Consider the following 24488-nt stretch of genomic DNA (forward strand, 5'->3'; position numbering starts at 1 on the left):
TTCTCTCACGGAGGGCCTTAGATGACTGACCTGCTGACACCCATCCAAGCGGCACTCGATCTACCGCACACCCCGCTGCCTCTGAACGAGCCCGGCGCCCTGCCCTCGGCCTTCGCCGTGACTGACCTGGCCGCCGCCAGCATCGGCGCCGCCGGCCAGGCCGTCGCCGAGCTTATCCGGCAACAGACCGCGCGCTTGCCAAGCGTCAGCGTGGACCGTCGCCTCGCCTCATTCTGGTTTGCCTCATCGATTCGCCCGCTGGGTTGGCAGGTGCCCCCGCTGTGGGACCCGATAGCCGGTGACTACGCCAGCGCCGACGGCTGGATTCGCTTGCACACCAATGCGCCTCATCACCGCGCGGCGGCCGAACGGGTGTTGGGCAGGGTCACTGAGCGTACGCAAATGGCGCGTCACGTTGCCAAATGGAACTCGGCTGAACTGGAACAGGCGATTGTCGACGCGGGCGGTTGCGCGGCGCAGATGCGTTCGTGGCACGCCTGGCAGCAGCATCCACAGGGCTTGGCCGTGAATACCGAAGAGCTGATACAGCGCCAGGTCTTCGACAGCGGCATCGATAAACCCTGGCTCGGTTCGCCTGCGCGCCCACTGGCCGGTATCAAGGTGCTGGACTTGACCCGCGTATTGGCCGGCCCCGTTGCCAGTCGTTTTCTCGCGGGTTTGGGTGCCGATGTACTGCGCATCGACTCGCCGACCTGGGACGAGCCCGGCGTGGTGCCGGAAATGACCCTGGGCAAGCGCTGCGCGCGGCTGGATCTGAAAAGCCCCGAAGGCCGGCAGGTATTCGAAGCGTTGCTCAAGGACGCCGATATGTTGCTCCACGGTTACCGCGCCGATGCGTTAGAGCAGTTGGGCTATTCGGTCGACGCCCTGCAACGCATCGCGCCGGGCCTTATTGACGTCAGCCTCAACGCCTATGGCTGGAGCGGCCCGTGGCGTAACCGTCGCGGCTTCGACAGCCTGGTGCAGATGAGCAGCGGCATTGCCGATGCGGGCATGGCCTGGAAGCACGCGAATAAACCGCTGCCGTTGCCGGTGCAGGCGCTGGATCACGCCACCGGGTACCTGATGGCCGCCAGCGCAATCCGGGCCTTGACCGAGCGCCTGGCCTGCGGCCGGGGCGGGTCGGCGCGCCTGTCGTTGGCACGCACGGCGAAATTGCTGGTGGAGGCAGGGCAAGTGCCGGAGCAACCGCCGCTGCGGGCCGAAGATACGCGTGATCAAGGCCTGGTGGTTGAGCAGACTGCCTGGGGCCAGGCGCATCGCTTGCTGGCGCCGCTGAGCATCAGCGGCGCGCCACTGCAGTGGGATTTGCCCGCTGGCGAACTGGGGGCGCACCGGCCTCAGTGGTGACTGGAAGAGCGCCATTGGGGGCAAGCCCCCTCCCACATTTGACGGTATTCACAATTCAAAGTGTGGGAGGGGGCTTGCCCCCGATGAGCATAGGTATCTACACAACTTTCGCGCGGCCCTAAACCTGTGACGGCTCAGCAGCCGAAGCCTCTCTAACTGCCGCCCCGCGCTCCAAATGTGGGAGGGGGCTTGCCCCCGATGGCGGCCTGACAGCCGACCAGAATGTCGGATCAGGGCGAGTACATATCCGTTGCTGCGGTAACGGCGGCTTAGGGTTCCGCCCTGACGGCGGGTCACTTTGGAAAAGAGCCTGTACGGACCGGACACATAGTTGACGGGTGTGCGGGGACATGGTGGACACTTTTGGCGAACCCACTTCGCCGGAAAGCCATCATGCCCTGGACCACGAGAGACGCCATGAGCCTGAAAGAAGAGTTCGTTGCTTTAGCACGGCAACCCGGCAGCAATAAACGTGAGTTGTGTCGACGATTCGGTATCAGCCCGCAAACGGCCTACAAGTGGTTGAAACGCTATGAAGTGCAGGGGCAGTCTGGACTGCAGGAGAAGTCCCGAAAACCTGTAACTAGCCCAAAGCTAACCGCGCCAGCTCTGGAAGCGGAAGTCATAGCGCTTAGGCAAGCACATCCAGCTTGGGGCGGACGCACAATCAGCAGCCTCTTAAAAAAGCAGATTGCTCCTAGCACTGTCACCAATGTTCTGCACCGACACGGGTTGATTCAGCCTGTTCAGAAGGAACAAGAAGCAAAGCTGAGATTTGAACACGATGCACCTAACGATCTTTGGCAGATGGATTTCAAAGGGCACTTCCCAACGCAAGAAGGCCGATGCCATCCCCTGACGTTGTTGGACGATCACTCACGATTCAATTTGGCGATTCAAGCTTGTGATAACGAGCGTGGAGTCACCGTGAAGGAAAAGATGATCGAGGTATTCCAGCGCTTTGGTTTACCGGCTCGCATCAACGTTGACAATGGACCGCCATGGGGCTCGCCACGCAATCCTGGGGAAATCACAGAACTAAGTATCTGGTTGATTCGCCTGGGGATCAGGATCAGCTTCAGTCGTCCTTATCACCCTCAAACCAATGGAAAGATTGAGCGTTTCCATCGTTCACTCAAAGCGGAGGTGCTTGATGGGCGTCAATTCTCCACGATCAAGGATGCTCAAACAGCGTTTGATCAATGGCGTGAGGTCTATAACTTAAAACGCCCTCACCAAGCACTGGACTACAAGGTGCCTATGGACCGGTATCGAGCGAGCCCCTGGGCTTATCCGCAGCAGCTATCGGAGTTTGAATATGGGCCAGATGATGTGCTGGCCAAGGTTTATCACAGCCGATTTCGCTTTCAAAAACGTTATTTCAGCATCGCCAAGGGGCTGGTTGGGCAGCACATCGCAGTTCGGCCTAACCCTGAAAGTGACGGGCGCTTTAACGTCTACTTCTGCCACCACTTCCTACGAACGATCGACGTGAGCAAACCGGACTATGATTGATAATGTGTCAACTATGTCCCCGCACATGTGTCCACCATGTGTCCGGTCCGTACAAAAAGAGCCCCAAAGTAACCAAAGGGCTCTTGCCCCACCACTCGGCACCTCGCCCCAGCTCGGTGTGCCCGTAATCCGACAGTGATTTGGGGGGCCGCCGCCACGCGCCATCCATGGCGCGGGGCGGCTAAACCGGCATCCCTGCCGGTTTACCCCCCAAATCACTATCGAATTCCGGCCAGCGTGGTTTAACGGGGCGCTTAAGATCAAGAGCAAGATCAAGAACGGCTCGCTTCGCATCGTGGTTAGCGTAGGCTGCTGCTACACAGTTGTGTAGATACCTATGCCCGATGAGGCCCGCACAGACTGCCCTCACAACGACAACACCCCGCTATACAGCCCATAGGCCGCCAAGCCGGCCCCTGCAACTACGCAGCCGAAAATGCCTTTTTCCACAACGGTGAACAGCGGCTGGCCCTGTTCGCGCTTGGCCTGGGCGAACAGGATCACCCCGGGCGCATACAACAGCGCCGAGAGCAGCAGGTATTTCAGGCCGCCTGCATACAGCAGCCATACGGCGTAAACCAGGGCGATCAGGCCCACCAGCAAATCCTTCATGCGCCGACGCGGGGCGCCTGCGTAGGTTTCGCCACGCCCGCTCAACAGCACCGCATAGGCCGCCGACCACAGGTAGGGCACCAGAATCATCGATGACGCCAGGTAAATCAGGGTGGTGTAGGTGCTGGCGGAAAACAGCGTGATCACCAGGAACGCCTGGATCATCAGGTTGGTCAGCCACAGGGCGTTGACCGGCACCTGGTTAGCGTTTTCCTTCTTCAGGAATGCCGGCATGGTCTTGTCTTGGGCGGTGGCGTAGAGGATTTCCGCACACAGCAAGGCCCAGGACAACAGCGCGCCTAGCAGCGACACCGCCAGGCCGAGGCTGATCAATATCGCGCCCCAGCGCCCGACGATATGTTCCAGCACCCCGGCCAGGGACGGGTTTTGCAATTGCGCCAGTTCCGGCTGACTCATGATCCCCAGGGACAGCACATTCACCAGCACCAGCAGCGCGAGTACGCCGAGAAAACCGATCACGGTGGCCCGGCCCACGTCCGCGCGCTTCTCGGCCCGCGCCGAGTAAACGCTGGCACCTTCGATGCCGATAAATACGAACACCGTGACCAGCATCATGTGGCGCACCTGGTCCGTCACACTGCCCATTTGCGGGTTGCCCAGGCCCCAGATATCGCGGCTGAAGATATCCGCCTTGAACGCCACGGCGGCAATCACGATAAACATCAGCAGCGGCACGATCTTCGCCACGGTGGTCACCAGGTTGATGAACGCCGCTTCCTTGATCCCGCGCATCACCAGAAAATGCACAGCCCACAGCAACAGCGACGCACAGCCGATGGCCAGCGGCGTATTGCCCTCGCCGAACGCCGGAAAAAAGTAGCCGAGGGTGCTGAACAGCAGCACGAAGTAACCCACATTGCCCATCCACGCGCTGATCCAGTAACCCCAGGCCGAGGAGAACCCCATGTAGTCGCCAAACCCGGCCTTGGCGTAGGCATACACGCCAGAGTCCAGCTCGGGCTTGCGGTTGGCCAAAGTCTGGAACACGAAGGCCAGGGTCAGCATGCCGACCGCCGTGATTCCCCAGCCGATCAACACCGCGCCCGCGCCAGCGCGTGCAGCCATGTTCTGCGGCAGTGAGAAGATCCCGCCGCCAATCATCGAACCCACCACCAGGGCGATCAGGGCACTGAGCCGAAGTTTCTGTGCAGGGTGGGACATGAAGATTCCTTGAATTAAATTTTTCAGCTGACAGCTACGCACTCAACTAATTCAGTTTAATGAACATAGCCTTCATAACATAAGGGCATGTAATAACAGGAAGTTTAGGCGTATTTAGAATTTAAATAAGTGCAGCATAAACCACTCGTCAAACCTTACTCAAAAAGTTTGCACATTGGTAAATACCAACTAGCGTCATACATCCATGCACCACCAAATGATTAATCAGGAGGGAGGAAGCGCTCTGCAAAGCGCCTCCTCGGGCTTCTCATCGCCTGCGAACCTTCACCCCCAAGTCATTAATTCATAATGAAATGTGCAGATGATGTGATCTAAGTCAGCTGTTTGATTAGCCCACGGAATTATTCTGTGATCTCTCTCTCCTGCATTGGAGTCACACAATGTCTGATTCACCCGGAAAACTTAGGCTTGGCGCGTTGGTTGCGCTGGTCGTAGGCTCAATGATTGGCGGTGGCATCTTCTCCCTGCCACAAAACATGGCCGCCAGCGCCGACGTGGGCGCAGTGTTGATTGGCTGGGTGATTACCGCTGTCGGCATGCTGACCCTCGCGTTCGTGTTCCAGACCCTCGCCAACCGCAAGCCGGACCTCGACGGCGGTGTCTACGCCTACGCCAAGGCCGGTTTCGGCGACTACATGGGTTTCTCGTCGGCCTGGGGTTACTGGATCAGTGCCTGGCTGGGCAACGTCGGTTATTTCGTGCTGCTATTCAGCACCCTCGGCTATTTTTTCCCGATCTTTGGCGAGGGCAACACCCCGGCCGCCGTGATTGGCGCCTCGGTGTTGCTGTGGGCCGTGCATTTTCTGGTGCTGCGCGGGATCAAGGAAGCGGCGTTCATCAACCTGGTGACCACCGTCGCCAAAGTGGTGCCACTGGTGCTGTTCGTATTGATCGCGCTGTTCGCGTTCAAGCTGGACATTTTCACCGCTGACATCTGGGGCGTGAAAAACCCGGACCTGGGCAGCGTGATGAACCAGGTGCGCAACATGATGCTGGTCACCGTGTGGGTGTTCATCGGTATCGAAGGCGCGAGCATCTTTTCGTCCCGGGCGGAGAAACGCTCCGATGTGGGCAAGGCCACGGTGATTGGCTTTATCACCGTGCTGCTGTTTTTGATGCTGGTGAACGTGCTGTCCCTGGGGATCATGACCCAGCCGGAACTGGCCAAGCTGCAGAACCCGTCGATGGCCGCCGTGCTGGAGCATGTGGTGGGCCACTGGGGCGCGGTGCTGATCAGTGTCGGCTTGATCATTTCGCTGCTGGGGGCACTGCTGTCGTGGGTGTTGCTGTGCGCGGAGATCATGTTCGCCGCCGCCAAGGACCACACCATGCCGGCCTTCCTGCGCAAGGAAAACGCCAACCACGTGCCGGTCAACGCCCTGTGGCTGACCAACGCAATGGTGCAAGTGTTCCTGGTGATCACGCTGTTTTCCGCCAGCACCTACCTGTCGCTGATCTACCTTGCCACCTCGATGATCCTGGTGCCGTACTTGTGGTCGGCAGCTTACGCACTGCTGCTGGCAGTGCGTGGCGAGACTTACGAAAACGCCCTCAAAGAACGCAAGAAAGACCTGTTCATCGGCGCCGTCGCCCTGATCTACGCGATCTGGCTGCTCTACGCCGGCGGCACCAAATACCTGCTGCTCTCCGCCCTGCTCTACGCCCCCGGCGCAATCCTGTTCGCCAAGGCCAAGCGTGAACTGGGCAAACCGATATTCACCAACGTCGAGAAGCTGATTTTCGCCGCAGTGATCGTTGGCGCCCTGGTGGCTGCCTATGGCCTCTACGACGGCTTCCTGACGCTGTAATTGCATGTCCACTGGAGGATCTGAAATGACCACGGAAAAAGTGAAGTACGGCGTTCATTCCGAAGCCGGCAAACTGCGCAAAGTCATGGTGTGCTCCCCAGGCTTGGCCCACCAGCGGCTGACCCCCAACAACTGCGACGAACTGCTGTTCGATGACGTGCTGTGGGTCGCCCAGGCCAAGCGCGACCATTTCGACTTCGTGACCAAGATGCGCGAGCGGGACATTGATGTGCTGGAAATGCACAACCTGCTGACCGACATCGTCGCCATCCCCGAAGCGCTGGACTGGATTCTGCAGCGCAAGATCACCGCCAATACCGTCGGCCTGGGCCTGGTTGACGAAGTCGGTTCCTGGCTGCGCAGCCTGGAGCCGCGCAAGATCACCGAGTTCCTGATCGGCGGCGTGTCGGCCGATGACTTGCCGAGCAGCTTCGGCGGCCGGACCATCGAGATGTTCCGCGACTTTCTCGGCCACGCCAGTTTCATCCTGCCGCCGTTGCCCAATACCCAGTTCACCCGCGACACCACCTGCTGGATCTACGGCGGCGTGACGCTCAACCCGATGTACTGGCCGGCGCGACGCCAGGAAACCCTGCTGACCAGCGCCATCTACAAATTCCACCCCGAATTCACCAACGCTGAATTCCAGATCTGGTACGGCGACCCCGACCAGGACCATGGCGCCGCCACGCTGGAAGGTGGCGACGTGATGCCGATTGGCAACGGCGTGGTCTTGATCGGCATGGGCGAGCGTTCGTCGCACCAGGCCATCGGCCAGCTGGCGCGCAACCTGTTCAAGAACAACGCCGTGGAACGCGTGATCGTAGCCGGCCTGCCCAAGTCCCGCGCGGCGATGCACCTGGACACGGTGTTCAGTTTCTGCGACCGCGACTTGGTCACCATCTTCCCTGAAGTGGTCAACCAGATCGTGCCCTTCACCCTGCGCCCTGACGACAGCAAACCCCACGGTATCGATATCCAACGGGAGACCACCAACTTCCTCGACACCGTCGCCGCAGCGCTCAACCTCAAGGCGCTGCGCGTGGTCGAGACCGGCGGCAACAGCTTCGCCGCCGAGCGCGAGCAATGGGATGACGGCAACAACGTGGTGGCCGTGGAGCCGGGCGTGGTGATCGGCTACGACCGCAACACCTACACCAACACCCTGCTGCGCAAGGCCGGGGTGGAAGTCATCACCATCAGCGCCGGTGAACTCGGCCGGGGCCGTGGCGGCGGCCACTGCATGACCTGCCCGATCATCCGCGACCCTATCGACTATTAAGGAGACTCCATCATGGCTTTCAATATGCGCAACCGCAGCCTGCTGTCGCTGATGCACCACACCACCCGCGAGCTGCACTATCTGCTGGACCTGTCCCGCGACCTCAAGCGCGCCAAATACACCGGCACCGAGCGTCCGCACCTCAAAGGCAAGAACATTGCGCTGATCTTCGAAAAGACCTCGACCCGCACCCGCTGCGCGTTCGAAGTGGCGGCCCACGACCAGGGCGCGCACGTCACCTACATCGACCCGGTGTCGTCGCAGATCGGCCACAAGGAAAGCATGAAAGACACCGCCCGCGTGCTTGGGCGCATGTTCGACGCCATCGAGTACCGGGGCTTTGAGCAGGAAATCGTCGAAGAGCTGGCCAAGTTCGCCGGCGTGCCGGTGTTCAACGGCCTCACCGCCGAATTTCACCCCACGCAAATGATCGCCGACACCCTGACCATGCGCGAACACAGCGACAAGCCGCTGCATGACATCAGCTACGCCTACCTGGGCGATGCGCGCTACAACATGGGCAACTCGCTGCTGATGATCGGCGCCAAGCTCGGCATGGACGTGCGCATCGGCGCGCCGAAAGCCCTGTGGCCCCACGACGATTTCATCAAGCAGTGCCAGGCTTTTGCCGAAGAAAGCGGCGCACGCATCACCATCACCGAAGACCCAGCCGAGGCGGTCAAGGGCGTGGACTTCATCCACACCGATATCTGGGTGTCCATGGGCGAACCGGTAGAAGCGTGGGACGAGCGCATCGAGCAACTGCTGCCGTACCAGGTCAACAGCAAGATGATGAAAGCCTCGGGCAACCCGCGCGTGAAGTTCATGCACTGCCTGCCGGCGTTCCACAATAGCGAAACCAAGGTCGGCAAAGACATCGCCGCGCGCTACCCGCACCTGGCCGGTGGCGTGGAAGTCACCGAGGAAGTCTTTGAATCGCCGGCCAACATTGCCTTCGAGCAGGCGGAGAACCGCATGCATACCATCAAGGCGATCCTGGTGTCGGCGTTGGCGGATATCTAACTGATCGTTCCCACGCTCTGCGTGGGAATGCCTCACTGGACGCTCTGCGTCCGCTTTTGTGGCGCAGAGCGCCACTGGCTGCATTCCCACGCAGAGCGTGGGAACGATCATTTCAGAAGGACATTTTCTATGCGCATCGTCGTAGCCCTGGGCGGCAACGCCCTTCTGCGCCGTGGTGAACCCATGACCGCAGACAACCAACGCGCCAATATCCGCATCGCCACCGAACAGATCGCCAAGATCCACCCCGGCAACGAGCTGGTGATCGCCCACGGCAACGGCCCGCAGGTCGGCCTGCTGTCGTTGCAGGCCGCGGCCTACACCAGCGTTTCGCCGTACCCGCTGGACGTACTCGGGGCCGAGACCGAAGGCATGATCGGCTACATCATCGAACAGGAACTGGGCAATCTGCTGGACTTCGAAGTGCCCTTCGCCACCCTGCTCACGCAAGTGGAAGTCGACGCCAACGACCCCGCGTTCCAGAACCCGACCAAGCCAATCGGCCCGGTGTACGCCAAGGCCGAAGCGGAAAAACTTGCCGCCGAAAAAGGCTGGGCCATCGCCCCCGACGGCGACAAATACCGCCGCGTGGTCGCCAGCCCGCGCCCGAAACGCATCTTCGAAATCCGCCCGATCAAATGGCTGCTGGAGAAGAAAGCCATTGTGATCTGCGCCGGCGGCGGCGGTATTCCCACGATGTATGGCGAAGACGGCAAGCTCAAAGGTATTGAAGCGGTGATCGACAAAGACCTCTGCTCATCGCTGCTGGCCGCGCAACTGGACGCCGATTTGCTGGTGATTGCCACCGACGTCAACGCGGCGTTCATTGACTTCGGCAAGCCCACCCAGAAGGCCATCGGCCAGGCTCACCCCGACGCCATGGAACAACTCGGCTTCGCCGCCGGTTCCATGGGGCCCAAGGTGCAAGCAGCCTGCGAGTTCGCCCGCCAGACTGGCAAAACCGCGGTGATCGGTTCACTCTCGGACATCGAAGCCATCGTCCAGGGCAGCGCCGGCACCCGCATCAGCACGGCAACCCCTGGCATCAGCTATCTGTGAAGTAGAGGAGATTTGCCTATGGCTACCTTTGAACCGGGACACTTGCACGTCGAACGTCACGCGCTGAACAAAGACGACTACAGCTACAACCTGTGCATCGACTATGAGGTCAGCCAGGACCCCAAGGAAGGCAAGGGCATGTTGTTCAAACTGCACGGTTCGGTGCAGGGCAAGGACCTCAAGGAGGAGTTTTTCCTGCCCAAGGACCAGGCCTTCGACTTTGCGCGGCATGCGATGAATATCGCGCAGAAATACGGTATGCCGAAAACGGCCGTGTTGAATGGCTCGATGCACAAGCAGTACGACTTGATGTTCGAAGATGTGCGGCATCAGCTGGATGTGAAATCGGGCGACCCGATCAAGCCTGAGCACCTGGCATAACGCGCCTGCACTGACACAACACTGTTCAAATGTGGGAGGGGGCTTGCTCCCGATGGCGGTGGATCAGCTGATAAATCTTTGGCTGACACACCGCTATCGGGAGCAAGCCCCCTCCCACATTTTGATCTCCTCCAGCTCCAAGGCATACTGGCTCCCCTCCGCACTCCAGAATCAAGATCCGCCCCATGCGTATCCACGTCAGCTTCATCGACCGCGTCGGCATCACCCAGGAAGTCCTGGCCCTGCTCGGTGGGCGCAATCTCAATCTGGATGCGGTGGAGATGGTGCCGCCCAACGTCTATATCGACGCGCCGACCTTGAGCGCCGAGGTGCTCGAGGAACTGCGCGATGCGTTGTTCAGCGTGCAGGGCGTGCAGGCGGTGACCGTGGTCGACATCCTCCCCGGCCAACGCCGCCACCTGCAACTCGACGCGCTGTTGGCGGCCATGACCGACCCGGTGCTGGCCCTGGACAGCGCAGGCAAGATCCTGCTGGCCAACCCGGCGCTGATCGCGCTTTACGGGCGCGAACCGGCCGGGGAAAGCATCGCCGAGCTGTTCAACGATCCAGGGCTGCTCGACACCTTGCTGGAGCACGGCTTTCGCCTGCCATTGCGCGAGATCAGCGTGAACGGCCAGACCTTGTTGCTGGACGCCACGCCGATCACCGATGCCGGCGCCCTGCTCACGCTTTACCAGCCGAACCGCATCGGTGAACAACTCTCGGCGCTGCACCACGACCATGCCGAAGGTTTTGATGCGCTATTGGGCGAATCACCGGCGATCCGCACCCTCAAGGCACGCGCGCAACGGGTGGCCGCACTGGATGCGCCGCTGTTGATCCAGGGTGAAACGGGCACCGGCAAAGAGTTGGTGGCACGCGCCTGTCATGCGATCAGCGCGCGTCACAGTGCACCCTTTCTGGCCTTGAACTGTGCCGCGCTGCCGGAAAATCTCGCCGAAAGTGAATTGTTCGGCTACGCCCCCGGTGCCTTTACCGGCGCACAACGGGGTGGCAAGCCGGGGCTGATGGAGCTGGCCAACCAAGGCACGGTATTTCTCGACGAGATCGGCGAAATGTCGCCGTACCTGCAGGCCAAGTTGCTGCGCTTTTTGAATGACGGCAGCTTTCGCCGGGTGGGCGGCGACCGCGAAGTGAAGGTCAATGTGCGCATCCTCAGCGCCACCCACCGCGACCTGGAAAAGATGGTCAGCGAAGGCACCTTTCGCGAAGACCTGTTCTACCGCCTCAACGTGCTCAACGTTGAAGTGCCGCCGTTGCGCGAGCGCGGCCAGGACATCCTGCTGCTGGCCCGCTATTTCATGCAGCAGGCGTGCGCACAGATCCAGCGCCCGGTGTGCCGCCTGGCGCCGGGTACCTACCCGGCGCTGTTGGGCAACCGCTGGCCGGGCAATGTGCGCCAGTTGCAGAACGTGATCTTCCGCGCCGCCGCCATCTGCGAAAGCAGCCTGGTGGACATCGGCGACCTGGATATCGCCGGCACCTCCGTCGCCCGCCAGAGCGATGGCGAAGTCGACAGCCTGGAACAGGCGGTGGAAGACTTCGAGCGCGGCCTGCTGGAACAGCTCTACACCAGCTACCCCTCGACCCGCCAACTGGCCAACCGGCTGCAAACCTCGCACACGGCTATCGCACATCGTCTACGCAAATACGGCATTCCCACCAAACCCTGACTCAAGTTGGAATACAAAACCCCTGTGGGAGGGGGCTTGCTCCCGATAGCGGTGGTTCAGTTACAAATCAATTGACTGACACACTGCCATCGGGAGCAAGCCCCCTCCCACATTTGGAATGCATTTCAGATTTTGGTCTGGGAACGACATCCAGTGTACTGAAAGCGCTACAGTGGAACGATATCGCTACAACCCTGCTTTTTGCGCGCCATGCAAGGCTTTGATCCACATAGGCTTTTTTTCACGCGCGCGACTGTAGCGAAATCGCTACAGTCAAACACACCACCCGCCTGACAAAATTTATTAAGTTCTTGATTTATAAGAATTTAATAACATTGGCCGCAATATTGCTTAGCAACTCCTCATTATTCCAATCCCGTCCACCAGACGAATCTGGCCCCGAGGAGTTTCCATGAGCGAGTTGCGTTTCACTGAAGATCACGAATGGCTGCGCGCCGAAGCCGATGGCAGCGTCACCGTGGGTATCACCGCTTTCGCGCAGAACGCGCTGGGTGATGTGGTTTTCGTGCAACTGCCGGAGTTGCAGGCCTACGACAAGGGCGCTGAAGCCTCCACCGTGGAGTCGGTAAAAGCCGCCAGCGGTGTGTACATGCCCTTGGACGGTGAAGTCCTCGAAGTGAACGACAAACTCGATGGCAGCCCGGAACTGGTCAACGAAGATCCGATGGGCGAAGGTTGGTTCTTCCGCTTTAAACCGGCCGATGCCGCAGCGGTCGCTAAACTGCTGGATCAGGATGCGTACGACCGCCTGATCAAAGCCAACGCCGAAGCCTGAGGAGCGCGCCATGACGATCAACTTGAGCACCGCCAACGAATTCATCGCCCGTCACATCGGCCCGCGCCAGGAAGATGAGCAGCAGATGCTCGCGAGCCTGGGCTTCGATTCCCTGGAAGCCCTGAGCGCCAGCGTGATCCCGGAAAGCATCAAGGGCACCAGCGTGCTCGGCCTGGAAGACGGCCTGAGCGAAGCCGAGGCCCTGGCCAAAATCAAAGCCATCGCCAGCCAGAACCAACTGTTCAAGACCTACATCGGCCAGGGCTACTACAACTGCCATACGCCGTCGCCGATCCTGCGCAACCTGCTGGAAAACCCGGCCTGGTACACCGCCTACACCCCGTACCAGCCAGAGATTTCCCAGGGCCGCCTGGAAGCGCTGCTGAATTTCCAGACCCTGATCAGCGACCTCACCGGCCTGCCGATCGCCAACGCCTCCCTGCTCGACGAAGCCACCGCTGCCGCCGAAGCCATGACCTTCTGCAAGCGCCTGAGCAAGAACAAGGGCAGCAACGCGTTCTTCGCTTCGGTGCACAGCCACCCGCAAACCCTTGACGTGCTGCGCACCCGTGCCGAGCCGTTGGGCATCGACGTAGTAGTGGGCGATGAGCGCGAACTGACCGACGTCAGCCCGTTCTTCGGTGCCCTGCTGCAATACCCGGCCAGCAATGGTGACGTGTTTGATTACCGCGAACTGACCGAGCGTTTCCACGCCGCCAATGCGCTGGTCGCCGTGGCCGCCGACTTGCTGGCCCTGACCCTGCTGACCCCGCCGGGCGAGTTCGGCGCAGACGTGGCCATCGGCAGCGCGCAACGCTTCGGCGTGCCACTGGGCTTTGGCGGCCCGCACGCCGCCTACTTCTCCACCAAGGACGCGTTCAAGCGCGACATGCCGGGCCGTCTGGTCGGTGTCTCGGTAGACCGCTTCGGCAAGCCGGCCCTGCGCCTGGCCATGCAGACCCGCGAGCAACACATCCGTCGCGAGAAAGCCACCAGCAACATCTGCACCGCCCAAGTGCTGCTGGCCAACATCGCCAGCATGTACGCCGTGTACCACGGCCCCAAGGGCCTGACCCAGATCGCCCAGCGCATTCACCAGCTGACCGCGATCCTGGCCAAGGGCCTGACCGCTCTGGGCTTGAAGGTCGAGCAGCAACACTTCTTCGACACGCTCACCCTCAATACCGGCGCCAACACCGCCGCCCTGCACGACAAGGCCCGTGCCCAGCGCATCAACCTGCGCGTGGTGGACACCGAGCGTGTTGGCCTGTCGGTCGACGAAACCACGACCCAGGCGGATATCCAAGCCTTGTGGGCGATCTTCGCCGACGGCAAGGCGCTGCCTGCCTTCGCCGCCACTGAAAGCACCTTGCCAAGCGCCTTGCTGCGCCAGTCGCCGATCCTCAGCCACCCGGTGTTCAACCGCTACCATTCGGAAACCGAGCTGATGCGCTACCTGCGCAAGCTGGCCGACAAGGACCTGGCGCTGGACCGCACCATGATCCCGCTGGGCTCGTGCACCATGAAGCTCAACGCCGCCAGCGAAATGATCCCGGTGACCTGGGCCGAATTCGGCGCCCTGCACCCGTTCGCCCCGGCCGAACAAAGCGCCGGCTACCTGCAACTGACCTCGGACCTGGAAGCCATGCTCTGCGCGGCCACCGGCTACGACGCGATTTCCCTGCAGCCGAACGCCGGCTCCCAGGGTGAATACGCCGGCCTGCTGGCCATCCGCGCCTATCACCAGAGCCGTGGCGAAGCGCGTCGCGACATCTGCCTGATCCCCTCGTCGGCCCACGGCACCAACCCGGCGACCGCCAACATGGCTGGCATGCGCGTGGTGGTCACCGCCTGCGACGCGCGTGGCAACGTGGACATCGAGGACCTGCGCGCCAAGGCCATCGAACACCGCGAGCACCTCGCCGCGCTGATGATCACCTACCCGTCCACCCACGGCGTGTTCGAAGAAGGCATCCGCGACATCTGCGCGATCATTCACGACAACGGCGGCCAGGTGTATATCGACGGCGCCAACATGAACGCGATGGTCGGCCTCTGCGCGCCGGGCAAGTTCGGCGGCGATGTGTCCCACCTGAACCTGCACAAAACCTTCTGCATCCCCCACGGCGGTGGCGGCCCGGGCGTTGGCCCGATTGGCGTCAAGTCGCACCTCACGCCGTTCCTGCCCGGTCACGCGGCCATGGAACGCAAGGAAGGCGCCGTGTGCGCAGCGCCTTTCGGCAGCGCAAGCATCCTGCCGATCACCTGGATGTACATCAGCATGATGGGCGGCGCCGGCCTCAAGCGCGCCTCGCAGTTGGCGATCCTGAATGCCAACTACATTTCCCGTCGCCTGGAAGAGCACTATCCCGTGCTGTACACCGGCAGCAATGGCCTGGTGGCGCATGAATGCATCCTCGACCTGCGCCCATTGAAAGACAGCAGCGGCATCAGCGTGGATGACGTGGCCAAGCGCCTGATCGACTTCGGCTTCCATGCGCCGACCATGTCGTTCCCGGTGGCCGGCACCTTGATGATCGAGCCGACCGAAAGTGAATCCAAGGAAGAACTGGACCGCTTCTGCGATGCCATGATTGCCATCCGCGAAGAAATCCGCGCGGTGGAAAACGGCACGCTGGACAAGGACGACAACCCACTCAAGAACGCTCCGCACACTGCGGCGGAACTGGTGGGCGAGTGGAGCCACCCGTACAGCCGCGAGCAGGCGGTGTACCCGGTTGCGTCGCTGATCGAAGGCAAGTACTGGCCGCCGGTGGGCCGGGTCGACAACGTGTTCGGCGATCGCAACCTCGTTTGCGCATGTCCATCGATTGAAAGCTACGCGTAACTTCGGGGGTGTACTCGCTTAAAAGGTGGGAGGGGGCTTGCTCCCGATGACGGAGTGTCAGTCAACAGATAGGTTGAATGTACAACCGCCATCGGGAGCAAGCCCCCTCCCACACTGACCGAGTACACCCGATACATAATAAGAAACCGGAGAACAACTCATGTCTTTAAGCGTGTTCGACCTGTTCAAGATTGGCATCGGCCCTTCCAGTTCCCACACCGTCGGCCCGATGCGCGCCGCCGCTCGTTTCGTCGAAGGGCTCAAGCGTGACAACCTGCTGAGCGCCACCCACAGCATCAAGGTGGAACTCTATGGCTCGCTCGGCGCCACCGGCAAAGGCCACGGCAGCGACAAAGCCGTGCTGCTCGGCCTGGAAGGCGAGCACCCGGACACCGTGAATACCGAAACCGTGGCCGCACGCCTGGCGCAGATGCGTGGTGACGGGCGCCTCAACCTGCTCGGCGAACACAGCATTGCGTTCAACGAGAAGGCCCACCTGGCGATGATTCGCAAACCCCTCGCCTACCATCCCAACGGCATGATTTTTCGCGCCTTCGATGCCGCCGGCATCCAGGTGCGCAGCCGCGAGTACTACTCGGTCGGCGGCGGTTTCGTGGTGGATGAAGACGCGGCCGGCGCCGACCGAATTGTCGAGGATGCCACCCCACTGACCTTCCCTTTCAAACATGCCAAGGACTTGCTCGACCATTGCGCCACCTACGGGCTGTCCATCAGCCAGGTGATGCTGACTACCGAAAGCGCCTCGATCTCCGGCGCCGAAGTCGGTTGCCAGGGCGAGGTCGGCGTGGCCTGTTCCATGGCCGCCGGCGCACTCTGCGAAGTGCTGGGCGGCAGCGTGTCGCAGGTGGAAAACGCCGCCGAGATCGGCATGGAACACAACCTCGGCCTGACCTGCGACCCGATTGGCGGGCTGGTGCAGGTGCCCTGCATCGAGCGCAATGCCATGGGCTCGGTCAAGGCGATCAACGCCGTGCGCATGGCCTTGCGCGGCGATGGGCAACACTTTGTGTCCCTCGACAAAGTGATCCGCACCATGCGCCAGACCGGCGCCGATATGAAGAGTAAATACAAGGAAACCGCCCGTGGCGGTTTGGCGGTCAACATTATCGAGTGCTGACGCCTGACCGCGCCGGCACGTTTTTCAGGAGCTGAACATGTCCACCGAAACCCTGTTGAAAACCCCATTGCACGCCCTGCACATCGAGCTGGGCGCGCGCATGGTGCCCTTCGCCGGCTACGACATGCCGGTGCAATACCCGTTGGGCGTAATGAAGGAACACTTGCACACCCGTGAACAGGCCGGGTTGTTCGATGTGTCGCACATGGGCCAGATCCGCCTGACCGGCGCCAACGCCGCCAAGGCCCTGGAAACCCTGGTACCGGTCGACATCATCGACCTGCCGGTGGGCATGCAGCGCTACGCGATGTTCACTAATGACCAGGGCGGCATTCTCGACGACCTGATGGTGGCAAACCTTGGCGACGACGAACTGTTCCTGGTGGTCAACGCTGCCTGCAAGGATCAGGACCTGGCACACCTGCGCGCGCACATCGGCGACCAGTGCAGCATCGAACCGCTGTTCGAAGAACGCGCGCTGCTGGCCCTGCAAGGCCCGGCGGCGGTGAAGGTGCTGGCGCGCCTGGCACCGCAAGTCAACGAGATGACGTTCATGCAGTTCGCTTCCCTGCGCCTGCTGGGCGTGGACTGCTACGTCAGCCGCTCCGGCTACACCGGGGAAGACGGTTTTGAAATCTCCGTACCGGCTGAAAACGCCGAAAGCTTGGCTCGCAGCCTGCTGGCCGAGGCCGAAGTACAGGCGATCGGCCTGGGCGCTCGTGACTCCCTGCGCCTGGAAGCGGGCTTGTGCCTGTACGGCCATGACATGAACACCGACACCACCCCGATTGAAGCCAGCCTGTTGTGGGCCATCTCCAAGGCCCGCCGTGCCGATGGCGCGCGTGCCGGCGGCTTCCCGGGCGCAGACCGGATCTTCACCCAGCAGCAAACGGGCGTAGGCCGCAAACGCGTAGGCTTGCTGCCCCAGGAGCGCACCCCGGTGCGTGAAGGGGCGCAAATCGTTGATGAACAGGGCACGGTGATCGGCAGCGTGTGCAGCGGAGGCTTTGGCCCAAGCTTGGGCGGCCCGCTGGCGATGGGGTACCTGGACAGCGCATTTGTCACACTGGATACCGAAGTCTCTGCGTTGGTGCGTGGGAAAAAGGTGCCATTGCGTGTAAGTAAAATGCCATTCGTGCCGCAGCGTTACTTCCGCGGATGAATGTTTGTTTCAATAAGTAACGCGCTTGCGTGCCGTGCACTAAACTGTAACGCAAGCGCCATATAACAGTGCACGCGTGATAGTAATTGTTCGGGGTTTTTCCCTATAACAAGTGATCGAATCTATCGAATAAGACAGCTGCGCAACTTCAACAAAACTGTCATCAGCCCGAGCAATCCCGGGCTGTTTGGCAGGGCTTGTTTTTTTCATATTAGTTGGCGTAGAGTTTCTCCACTGTGTTTGCATGGGTCGCTTGGAACCTGGACCTGGGCAGTAGCTGAAGTAGTAGTGCTACAACCCGTTCGACGTCTCTTACTTTCCTGCAACCCAGCCCAGTACTCTTTCATGTGAAAGGGGCTGTCATTAATTTTTAGCGTCAAAGGAAAGAAGAAAATGTCTGATCGTCAGAGCGGTATCGTCAAGTGGTTTAACGACGAAAAAGGGTTTGGTTTTATCACCCCAGAAAGCGGTCCGGATCTGTTCGTGCATTTCCGCGCTATTCAGGGCAACGGCTTCAAGAGCCTGAAAGAAGGCCAGAAGGTCACCTTCAAGGCCGTGCAAGGCCAGAAAGGCATGCAAGCTGACGAAGTACAAGCAGAAGGCTGATCCATCCTGCGACAAAAAGCCCCTGATATGACATCAGGGGCTTTTTTATGGGCGCCATTGCGTAAACTGCAGTTTTCCCCAGAGAGCCCTGCCATGCCCAAAGCCCTGTTGAGCCCCCAAGGCGAGTTCCCCGCAGTTGGCCTGGGCCGTCGCCTGGCAGCGATGTTCTATGATTTTCTTTTATGCACCGCGCTGCTGATCGTCACCGCGTTTATCTACAAGCTGGTATGGATCGCCTTCGTCGGCGAAGCGAAGATGCGCAGCCTTACCGAATCCGGCGCCCTGGACGGTGACCCGCTGCTATCGACCCTTCTGTTGTTTGTGTTGTTCGGTTTCTTCGCCAAATTCTGGACCCATTCGGGGCAGACCCTGGGCATGCAGGTGTGGGGCGTGCGCGTGCAGAACGCCGATGGCTCGCGCATCAGTCTGTGGCAGGCGCTGTTGCGCTTTGTGGTGTCGATCGCCTCGTGGCTGTGCGTAGGGCTGGGATTTATCTGGTCGCTATTCGATAAGCACAAGCGCAGTTGGCATGACATCTATTCGGACACGCGGCTGGTGCGTATCCCAAAGCAGAAGAAATAACTCCCTGCCTGGTGCAGATCAAATGTGGGAGGGGGCTTGCTCCCGATAGCAGTGTGTCAGGACTTTATATGTCACTGATATACCGCCATCGGGGGCAAGCCCCCTCCCACATTTTTGACCGAGCCAGTCTCAGATCAGGCGTTACCGGCCAGCCTCAGGCGCGCAGCCTGGGTGAAATCGAGCATGCGCTTGAGCGGCCTCACGGCATGGGGGATCACCGACGGCTCGACGAATATCTCGTTACTGCCCTCGCGCAGACATTGCAGCGTGCGTTCCAGGGTATTCATCGCCATCCACGGGCAGTGCGCGCAACTGCGGCACGCGGCGCCGTTACCGGCGGTGGGCGCTTCGATGAAGACCTTGTCCGGGCACAGCTGCTGCATCTTGTAGAAGATGCCACGGTCAGTGGCGACGATGAACGTCTTGTTCGGCAACCGTTGTGCCGCGGCAATCAGCTGGCTGGTGGAACCGACGGCGTCTGCCAATTCGATGACCGCTGTCGGCGACTCCGGGTGCACCAGGATCGCGGCGTCCGGGTACAGCGCCTTCATGTCTTCCAGCTGCTTGGACTTGAACTCTTCGTGGACGATGCACGCACCGTCCCACAGCAGCATGTCGGCACCGGTCTGGCGCTGGATGTAGGTGCCCAGGTGTTTGTCCGGGCCCCAGATAATCGTCTCGCCGTTATCCATCAGGCTTTCGACGATCTCCAGCGCGCAACTGGAGGTCACCACCCAATCGGCGCGGGCTTTGACCGCCGCCGATGTGTTGGCGTAGACCACCACCGTGCGCTCGGGGTGTTGATCGCAGAAAGCGGAAAACTCCTCCACCGGGCACCCAAGGTCCAGAGAGCAGGTGGCTTCCAGGGTCGGCATGAGGATACGTTTTTCAGGGGTCAGAATTTTCGCGGTTTCGCCCATGAAACGCACCCCCGCCACCAGCACGGTCTTGGCCGGGTGAGCAGCGCCGAAGCGCGCCATTTCCAGGGAGTCGGAAACGCAGCCACCGGTTTGTTCGGCCAAGGCCTGAATCACCGGGTCACAGTAGAAGTGGGCGACCAGCACCGCGTCCTGCGCTTTAAGCTCGGCGGCGATGGCGGCCCGCAGGCTCGCCTCTTCATCGGCGCTGAGGGCCTTGGGCTGCTTGGCGTCGAGGTGGGCTTGAACCAGTAGGCGTTCGGAAATGTGCGTCATGTTCGCAAGACCTGCAGGCGCAGTAGCGCGAAAGTCGAGTGTACCACCGGCTCAGGAGCCCTTCGGGCGCCGCCGGACGAAGTGTGTAGTCATCAAGCACGGGTAAAGCTGAAGCTGCGCAAGGCTACAGAATATCGAATGGATTCAAAAGCCTAATCTGGCCTTGCACGGGGCATTTTGCGGGGGGATGACGGCGGGATTGGTGCCCCGCGAATACACAGGTATTCGCGGGGTGGTGCAAGTGGTCAGGCAAACAGCTTCTGGACATTGCTCATCGCATCATCGGCGAACCCCTGCAGGAACGCCTCGAACGCCGGCACGTCCTCCGGGCCACCGGTGTAGGGCTCACCGATGATGGTCCAGGTCGCCAGGCTTTGATTCGGGCCTTGGGGCACCACTTCCATGACGGCCCACAGGTTGCCGATATTCAGTGAGGTGTAAATCAGCGACCAGGTCATGGTCATGCCGTCGTCGTCATGACTGTTGAGTTGCTCGATCACCACGTTGCCGTCCTTGAACAGCTTCTTGCGTACCGAGCGCACGCCCTCCCCGGTCATTTCAATGTGGGACAGCGCCGGAATGAATTTCGCGAAACCGGAAAAGTCACCGACGATATTCCACACGCTGCGCGCGTCGCCATTGACGCTGACGCTGGCGACCACAGGGTTGCCCACGGGGTTGCGCACCAGGGTATCGGGTTCAAAATGTTGCATGAGACAGCTCCTTGTTTTTGCTTTAGATGAAATCGATTTGCTTGAGGTAGTCGCAGCCTTTTTGCAGCAGCGCACTGTTCTTGGCCGGGTAGTCTTCACCCATGCTACGGATGCCTGAGAGCGCATTGCGGTATTCGATCATCGAGATATCGCCGATGTCTTCCTCAAACCCATTGAGGTAAAAGCCGACTACACCGAATAACGCGTTGTCACTGTCGATCGCCGACAGGCGCTGCTGCCATTGTGTCACCGGGACCATCTGGAAATCGTGACCAGCGGCGCGAAACGCCTCCAGGTAGTGCGCCCAGCTCAGGGGCAACGGGTTGTGCAAGTTGAAGACCGCCTTGGAGCGGTTATGCCGGCTGGCATGAAACGCAATGAACCGAGCGAGGAAGTCCACCGGCATCAGGTCGAAGTTCAGCGCCAGCTCAGGCACTTCCTTAAGCTGCAATGAGCCTTTGAGCATCAGCATCAACCGGTTCTGATGGGGCTGGCACACACCGGTCCGCGTATTGAAGGCAATGTTGCCCGGACGATAGAGGTTGACCCACACCCCCGACTCACTGGCGTTCCACAAGATGCGCTCAGCCACCCACTTGGAAAGGTTGTAGCCATTGCGAATGTAGATCGGCGGCGTGAACGCCGGCGGTTCTTCCAACACGCGCCCCTGCGCATCCACCGTGCTGGAAGCCGACAAGGTGGAAATGAAATTGAACACCTTCTTGCTGCGCCCTTCACACAGTTGCAGGCATTCCAGCACGGGGGTGACGTTGTCCTTGACCAGCGACTCATAGTCGAGCACATGGTTGACGTTGGCCGCGTTATAGATCAACACGCCGTATTCACGGTCCAGCCACTCATAATCAGCCTGCGACAGCCCCAGTCGAGGCTGGCTGATATCCGCCGCCAACACCCTTACGCGGCTCAAGTCCAGGTGCTCCAGACGGTTCTGAATCAAGGCCTGCTCGAAACGCTGCTGGGCGCTCATTCCTGCTGATTCGCGCACCAGGCACGCCACTTCGGTGCTGCCCAGCTCCAGCAGCGCTTCGACGATGTGCACCCCCAGAAACCCATTGGAGCCGGTGACGATGACCTTGTGCAGGTTGCCCAGGCGGCTGATCGGCAACACGTCCAGTTCGGGTCGCAGCATCGCGTCACGCAAGGCCTGAGGGCTGACCGTGGCCGTGGCCTCCACGTCCTGGTCGATGAGCTTGGCGAGGTTGATCAGGGTCGGCTGTTCGATAAAACGGTTGATCGAAACGCCCTTGCCGAACTTCTCGCGGATGCCCATGAGCATTTGCGACAACAGGATTGAGTGGCCGCCGAGGTTGAAGAAGCTGTCATCCACCGAGATGTCGGCACCGGGCATGTCGAGCAGTGTGGCCCACAACCCGAGCAACGTTTCCTGGGTAAGGTTCTGCGGCGCTTGGCGTGGCCCCTGGGTTTTGTAATTGACGGGAAGATTCTTCAAGGCCTTGCGGTCGACTTTGCCGTTGGCCGTGGCCGGCAGGCGGTCCAGCAGGCAGTAGGCGCTGGGGCGCATGTAATCGGGCAAGTGCTTGAGTGCGTAAGCCTGCAACTGTTCGCTGGCCGCGTGTCCGTCACCGCCGTGGGGCTGGGAGAAAAACGCCAGGATGCGCCGCTGCTGATCGATCACCACCGCCAATTGGCGAAACAACTGGCTCGATTGCAGCGAGTGTTCGATTTCTTCCGGCTCGACACGAAAACCGCGAATCTTCACCTGGTTATCCAGGCGCCCGATGATCTGGATGCCGTCTGACGTCCAGCGCGCCAGGTCGCCGGTGCGGTACAAACGCAACAGCTGACCATCGGGCAATTCGTGCAGGCGGTAACGCTCGGCAGTCATTTGCACGGCGTCCAGATAACCCAGGCCCACCCCTGGCCCGGCGATGTGGATCTCGCCGCTGCCACTTTGCCCTACCGGCTGGCCCTGCTCATCGAGCAGGTAAATCGCGGTATTGGCGATCGGCACGCCAAGGTTGCGATTGTTGTCGCCGGGCAGGAAAGTGCGGCATGTGGCAAGCACGGTCGTCTCGGTGGGCCCGTAGATGTTATGCAATTGGCACTGCCCCGCCAGTTGCTCGATGACATGGGGCTCGCACACATCGCCGCCCGTCACCAGATGCTGCACGCCGTACAGCGATTCGAGCGCAAGGATGCTGAGCAAGGCCGGTGGCAGGAAGGCATGCGTCACGTGCTCCTGCTGAATCAATTCGGCCAGCGCTACAGGATCACGGCGCTGATCCTCAGTGGGTACGATCAACTCCGCGCCCTGGATCAGCGTCGGGAAGATGTCCAGCAACGAGGCATCGAAATTGATCGTGGAAAACTGCAAGGCGCGGCTGTGGCGATCCAGTTCCACATAACGGGCATACCATGCGCAAAAGTGGCTCAGGTTGTCGACCGTCAGTAATACGCCCTTGGGTTGCCCGGTGGTGCCTGAGGTGTAGATCGCCACACAAGGCGCCGCCCCTGCCAGCGGCACTCGCAGCAGGCTTTGATGCGGAGCCAGGGCCACGCGGCTGTAACCTTTGGCGCCATGGTGGAAGAAATCCAGGTGGCTGATGTCCAGGATCGCCAGGCCCGGGAGCGGGTTGCCAGCGTCGGTGTCCTGGATCAGCAAGCTGGCTTTGGCATGCTTGAGGATCGCCCCGCGGCGCTCTTCGGGATGGTTCGGGTCCAGCGGCAGGTACACGGCCCCACAGCCAATCACTGCGAGAATCGCGGCATACAGCGCCGTTCCTTTGGGTAAGGAGATGCCGATCACGGTCAACTCCCCGGCCTGGGATTGAAGCAAAGGCTGCAGGCGCTCCTGGATGGCCACGCTGTAGGCGTGCAGTTGCGCATACGACATGCCTTGCCCATCGACTTTCAAGGCAGTGCGCTCGGCATTGGCCAGCAGACTGTCGGCCAGGCGCTGTACGAAGGGTTGCCGGGCTTCCTGCAGCACCCCGATGGCGGCAGTGGCATTGTGGCGATGCTGCCAGGCCAATTGATCAAGCCGGGTCAGGCTCAGCAAGCGGTCGAGCGCCTTCACTGGTTCGCGCGGCGCCTCGAGGTAGTCGGCACTGCGCGAGTAGCGGCCAATGTGCACGCTGGCCATTTCCACCATTTGCACGATGGCTTCGTGCGCCTGGTCAGCACCGTTGCCGGCCGTATCGGCGCCGACTTCACGGCGCCCCAGCGTCATCCAATCGCCCTCCCCCGCACGCCACAGGCATTCGAGGTGCAACGGCGCGGACACATCGCCGGCATCGTCAGACTGCATCCGTAACGATAGACGGTGACACGCCGGATAGTGAGGGACCCCTGTCGTGCTGGCATCATCGATCAGCAAGTCCGGCGACGGTAACCGGCAGTGCTCATTAGCATTATCAGTGGGCAGCAGATGCGTCGTATGGCCCATCTGCTCCAGCTCTTGCGTAAGGCGGGCGAGCGCATGGCTGCGCCCGCACAGAACGATATCAAGGTGTCTCATGGC

The 24488-nt window shown here is 60.8% G+C and carries 18 protein-coding genes; 14 read left to right on the forward strand and 4 right to left on the reverse strand.

Features of this window, described 5'->3' with window-relative positions:
• Nucleotides 1-21: 21 nt before the first annotated feature.
• Nucleotides 22-1371 carry a CoA transferase gene (locus C4J84_RS19905; RefSeq protein WP_124435994.1) on the forward strand — a complete coding sequence of 450 codons (1350 nt, stop codon included), beginning with the start codon at nucleotides 22-24 and terminating at the stop codon, nucleotides 1369-1371.
• Between the two features lie 393 nt (nucleotides 1372-1764).
• The gene (locus tag C4J84_RS19910; protein WP_124429397.1) at nucleotides 1765-2886 is read left to right on the forward strand and encodes an IS481 family transposase; all 1122 of its coding nucleotides are present in this window, start codon (nucleotides 1765-1767) and stop codon (nucleotides 2884-2886) included.
• A 366-nt stretch (nucleotides 2887-3252) separates the two neighbouring features.
• Here the strand turns inward: C4J84_RS19910 and arcD (C4J84_RS19920) are convergent, their stop codons facing one another.
• A complete protein-coding gene (arcD, locus tag C4J84_RS19920; protein WP_124435995.1) occupies nucleotides 3253-4680 on the reverse strand; it encodes an arginine-ornithine antiporter in 1428 nt (475 codons plus the stop codon).
• Nucleotides 4681-5081: 401 nt separating this feature from the next.
• On the opposite strand from arcD (C4J84_RS19920), the gene arcD (C4J84_RS19925) reads away from it, so the two are divergent.
• From arcD (C4J84_RS19925) to C4J84_RS19980, 12 genes are all read left to right on the forward strand, one after another.
• The gene (arcD, locus tag C4J84_RS19925; protein ID WP_124364157.1) at nucleotides 5082-6509 is read left to right on the forward strand and encodes an arginine-ornithine antiporter; all 1428 of its coding nucleotides are present in this window, start codon (nucleotides 5082-5084) and stop codon (nucleotides 6507-6509) included.
• A 25-nt stretch (nucleotides 6510-6534) separates the two neighbouring features.
• Complete coding sequence (gene arcA, locus C4J84_RS19930) at nucleotides 6535-7791, forward strand: arginine deiminase (protein WP_124405121.1); 1257 nt, start codon at nucleotides 6535-6537, stop codon at nucleotides 7789-7791.
• A 12-nt stretch (nucleotides 7792-7803) separates the two neighbouring features.
• Nucleotides 7804-8814, forward strand: coding sequence for an ornithine carbamoyltransferase (locus tag C4J84_RS19935; RefSeq protein WP_124371680.1), 1011 nt, complete (start codon nucleotides 7804-7806; stop codon nucleotides 8812-8814).
• Between the two features lie 129 nt (nucleotides 8815-8943).
• A complete protein-coding gene (arcC, locus tag C4J84_RS19940) occupies nucleotides 8944-9873 on the forward strand; it encodes a carbamate kinase (protein ID WP_124371681.1) in 930 nt (309 codons plus the stop codon).
• 18 nt (nucleotides 9874-9891) lie between these two features.
• Complete coding sequence (locus C4J84_RS19945; protein WP_124368149.1) at nucleotides 9892-10254, forward strand: DUF5064 family protein; 363 nt, start codon at nucleotides 9892-9894, stop codon at nucleotides 10252-10254.
• A gap of 185 nt (nucleotides 10255-10439) precedes the next feature.
• Nucleotides 10440-11948 carry a sigma-54-dependent transcriptional regulator gene (locus tag C4J84_RS19950; RefSeq protein WP_124368150.1) on the forward strand — a complete coding sequence of 503 codons (1509 nt, stop codon included), beginning with the start codon at nucleotides 10440-10442 and terminating at the stop codon, nucleotides 11946-11948.
• 412 nt (nucleotides 11949-12360) lie between these two features.
• Nucleotides 12361-12744 carry a glycine cleavage system protein GcvH gene (gcvH, locus tag C4J84_RS19955; protein WP_124405125.1) on the forward strand — a complete coding sequence of 128 codons (384 nt, stop codon included), beginning with the start codon at nucleotides 12361-12363 and terminating at the stop codon, nucleotides 12742-12744.
• Between the two features lie 10 nt (nucleotides 12745-12754).
• Entirely contained in the window at nucleotides 12755-15592 is a 2838-nt protein-coding gene (gene gcvP / locus C4J84_RS19960) for an aminomethyl-transferring glycine dehydrogenase (RefSeq protein ID WP_124408021.1), read from the forward strand.
• 160 nt (nucleotides 15593-15752) lie between these two features.
• Nucleotides 15753-16730 (forward strand): serine dehydratase beta chain, encoded by a 978-nt coding sequence (locus tag C4J84_RS19965; RefSeq protein WP_124371685.1) that lies wholly within the window; start codon nucleotides 15753-15755, stop codon nucleotides 16728-16730.
• Nucleotides 16731-16767: 37 nt separating this feature from the next.
• Entirely contained in the window at nucleotides 16768-17892 is a 1125-nt protein-coding gene (gene gcvT / locus C4J84_RS19970; RefSeq protein WP_124435996.1) for a glycine cleavage system aminomethyltransferase GcvT, read from the forward strand.
• Between the two features lie 393 nt (nucleotides 17893-18285).
• On the forward strand, nucleotides 18286-18498 hold the full coding sequence (locus tag C4J84_RS19975) for a cold-shock protein (protein ID WP_124371687.1): 213 nt from the start codon (nucleotides 18286-18288) through the stop codon (nucleotides 18496-18498).
• A gap of 93 nt (nucleotides 18499-18591) precedes the next feature.
• The gene (locus C4J84_RS19980) at nucleotides 18592-19080 is read left to right on the forward strand and encodes an RDD family protein (RefSeq protein ID WP_124435997.1); all 489 of its coding nucleotides are present in this window, start codon (nucleotides 18592-18594) and stop codon (nucleotides 19078-19080) included.
• A gap of 134 nt (nucleotides 19081-19214) precedes the next feature.
• Here the strand turns inward: C4J84_RS19980 and nadA are convergent, their stop codons facing one another.
• The 3 genes from nadA to C4J84_RS19995 all read right to left on the reverse strand — a co-directional run bounded on the left by nadA (nucleotide 19215) and on the right by C4J84_RS19995 (nucleotide 24485).
• Nucleotides 19215-20273, reverse strand: coding sequence for a quinolinate synthase NadA (gene nadA, locus C4J84_RS19985; protein ID WP_124371689.1), 1059 nt, complete (start codon nucleotides 20271-20273; stop codon nucleotides 19215-19217).
• A gap of 245 nt (nucleotides 20274-20518) precedes the next feature.
• Nucleotides 20519-20986 (reverse strand): SRPBCC family protein, encoded by a 468-nt coding sequence (locus C4J84_RS19990; RefSeq protein WP_124435998.1) that lies wholly within the window; start codon nucleotides 20984-20986, stop codon nucleotides 20519-20521.
• Between the two features lie 22 nt (nucleotides 20987-21008).
• Complete coding sequence (locus C4J84_RS19995; protein WP_124435999.1) at nucleotides 21009-24485, reverse strand: amino acid adenylation domain-containing protein; 3477 nt, start codon at nucleotides 24483-24485, stop codon at nucleotides 21009-21011.
• Between the last annotated feature and the right edge of the window lie 3 nt (nucleotides 24486-24488).

The organism is Pseudomonas sp. R11-23-07 (assembly GCF_003852295.1).
Lineage (GTDB): Bacteria > Pseudomonadota > Gammaproteobacteria > Pseudomonadales > Pseudomonadaceae > Aquipseudomonas.